This is a genomic window from Solibacillus sp. FSL R7-0682, from assembly GCF_038005985.1.
Lineage (GTDB): Bacteria > Bacillota > Bacilli > Bacillales_A > Planococcaceae > Solibacillus.
The window spans coordinates 1-3185 of sequence record NZ_JBBOUI010000006.1 but is presented as its reverse complement, the minus strand read 5'-3'; the positions used below and the strand labels follow the sequence as shown (position 1 = coordinate 3185).

Below are 3185 nucleotides of genomic sequence, written 5' to 3'. Positions count from 1 at the left end.
GATTCAAAGCTTCGCGTGAGCTAACCTCTCCTCTTAACCTTCCAGCACCGGGCAGGCGTCAGCCCCTATACTTCGCCTTGCGGCTTCGCAGAGACCTGTGTTTTTGCTAAACAGTCGCCTGGGCCTATTCACTGCGGCTCATCAAGGCTTTAACACCCTAATGAGCACCCCTTCTCCCGAAGTTACGGGGTCATTTTGCCGAGTTCCTTAACGAGAGTTCTCTCGCTCACCTTAGGATTCTCTCCTCGCCTACCTGTGTCGGTTTGCGGTACGGGCACCTTATTCCTCGCTAGAGGCTTTTCTTGGCAGTGTGGAATCAAGAACTTCGGTACTAAATTTCCCTCGCTATCACAGCTCAAGGTATGTGACCATGGGATTTGCCTCATGGTCCCTCTAACTGCTTAGACGCACATCCAATCGTGCGCTTACCCTATCCTCCTGCGTCCCCCCATCACTCAAACAGAATACGGTGGTACAGGAATATCAACCTGTTGTCCATCGCCTACGCTTTTCAGCCTCGGCTTAGGTCCCGACTAACCCTGAGCGGACGAGCCTTCCTCAGGAAACCTTAGGCATTCGGTGGATGGGATTCTCACCCATCTTTCGCTACTCATACCGGCATTCTCACTTCTAAGCGCTCCACCAGTCCTTACGGTCTAGCTTCAACGCCCTTAGAACGCTCTCCTACCACTGAACATCAACGATGTTCAATCCACAGCTTCGGTGATACGTTTAGCCCCGGTACATTTTCGGCGCGGAGTCACTCGACCAGTGAGCTATTACGCACTCTTTAAATGGTGGCTGCTTCTAAGCCAACATCCTGGTTGTCTAAGCAACTCCACATCCTTTTCCACTTAACGTATACTTTGGGACCTTAGCTGGTGGTCTGGGCTGTTTCCCTCTTGACTACGGATCTTATCACTCGCAGTCTGACTCCCATGGATAAATCTTTGGCATTCGGAGTTTGTCTGAATTCGGTAACCCGATGAGGGCCCCTAGTCCAAACAGTGCTCTACCTCCAAGATTCTTACGCATGAGGCTAGCCCTAAAGCTATTTCGGAGAGAACCAGCTATCTCCAAGTTCGATTGGAATTTCTCCGCTACCCACACCTCATCCCCGCACTTTTCAACGTACGTGGGTTCGGGCCTCCATCCAGTGTTACCTGGACTTCACCCTGGACATGGGTAGATCACCTGGTTTCGGGTCTACGACCACATACTCATTCGCCCTATTCAGACTCGCTTTCGCTACGGCTCCGTCTGTCCAACTTAACCTCGCATGTAATCGTAACTCGCCGGTTCATTCTACAAAAGGCACGCTATCACCCATTAACGGGCTCTAACTACTTGTAGGCACACGGTTTCAGGATCTCTTTCACTCCCCTTCCGGGGTGCTTTTCACCTTTCCCTCACGGTACTGGTTCACTATCGGTCACTAGGGAGTATTTAGCCTTGGGAGATGGTCCTCCCTGCTTCCGACGGGATTTCTCGTGTCCCGCCGTACTCAGGATCCACTCTGGAGGGAACGAAGTTTCAACTACAGGGCTTTTACCTCCTATGGCGGGCCTTTCCAGACCTCTTCGTCTATCTCGTTCCTTTGTAACTCCGTATAGAATGTCCTACAACCCCAAGAGGCAAGCCTCTTGGTTTGGGCTAATCCCGTTTCGCTCGCCGCTACTCAGGGAATCGCGTTTGCTTTCTCTTCCTCCGGGTACTTAGATGTTTCAGTTCCCCGGGTCTGCCTTCCATACCCTATGTATTCAGGTATGGATCCTATCCCATAACGGATAGGGGGTTTCCCCATTCGGAAATCTCCGGATCAAAGCTTACTTACAGCTCCCCGAAGCATATCGGTGTTAGTCCCGTCCTTCATCGGCTCCTAGTGCCAAGGCATTCACCGTGCGCCCTTATTAACTTAACCATATGTTTGGGTTGCTTTCGCTTCCCTCACGGTTGTGTTTTTTAAAAAAAGTTTAGTATCTCTACTCTATTATATAGAGAGAAAATAACTAAGGTGGCGATTACTCGGTAATCTTCTTCATTACATTATCTAGTTTTCAAAGAACGATTTGTTGGTGGAGCCTAGCGGGATCGAACCGCTGACCTCCTGCGTGCAAAGCAGGCGCTCTCCCAGCTGAGCTAAGGCCCCGTATTAAAGTTAAAATGGTGGGCCTAAATGGACTACCTGTTTCACCTAGTAAATCATTTGTAATACCTTTCTCAGCTAGGTTTCTCCATTGTTCTTTGAATGTTTTCATTTGAATTGGTTCATCAATGTATTCTAAATACTTATATGTATTTTGGATCAACATATCAAAAGCATCCGATACTTGCTTTTCAAAATTACCTCGGAAGATACGCTCCTGCATTTGAATGAAGAATATTGCTTCCTCACAAGCTTTTCGTAATAATTCTTCTGCCTTTAACTCGTAGTCACTAATACTGTCCATTTTCGCATCATAAATACGATGCTGTGCCTGCGTTGTACTTGGATTGCGTTTTAAATTCACATAACGACGTATTTGTTCAGAAATACGAATGGCTTCTTCTGCTTCTGTAATTAATTCCTCATTTAAATAAATAACCATTTGTCCTTCTATTGCCTGTAAAGCAGCTTCTGTTGTAGTTACCCCACCCGTAATGACTTGCATCGTTAACGGATACTTCATATTTGTTTTTGAATAATTATCAAAACGTTTATTGTAATCAAATAGCATTCCCTTTTGATAGTTATATTTAGCGTTTGGATACATTTTCTCAAAGAAGGTATCGCCTAATCTTTCTTTAATTTTGATAGCATTAACATCAACGTTACGAATTTCTTTATTTATTTCTTGCTCTTCATCTGATAAAAATGAATACGTACCATCTGCGTGCTTTTCAATAAACATCGTCTGCTCTAGACGATTTAATGATTCTTTAATTATAAGTTCATTTTTCTCAGCCTGAATACTTTCTAAAAGAAGTGTTGAAATATTATTTGGTGTTGCTTTAATGTGGTCTATTCCTTTAATCAAATACAATACTTTTAATACATCAACATCATATTCAACAAGACCTTCCGAATTTTTTGCGCGGTTTTCAGCTCTCGAAATAGTCTGTACGATAGCTGATTCTAAATGTTGACGAATAGTTGGATAAAACTCCGCCATCGTTACTAGATTGCCTAACTCTTCATGGCCATT

Annotated in this window: 1 tRNA gene, 1 rRNA gene and 1 pseudogene; all 3 read right to left on the bottom strand. The window is 45.0% G+C overall.

Going from position 1 to position 3185, the window contains the following annotated elements:
• A 23S ribosomal RNA gene (locus tag MKZ17_RS20515) occupies positions 1-1921 on the bottom strand; the annotation flags it as partial.
• A gap of 152 nt (positions 1922-2073) precedes the next feature.
• A tRNA-Ala gene (locus MKZ17_RS20510) sits at positions 2074-2149 on the bottom strand.
• Between the two features lie 169 nt (positions 2150-2318).
• Positions 2319-2891 (bottom strand): annotated as a pseudogene (locus MKZ17_RS20675) (BREX system P-loop protein BrxC); the annotation flags it as partial.
• Between the last annotated feature and the right edge of the window lie 294 nt (positions 2892-3185).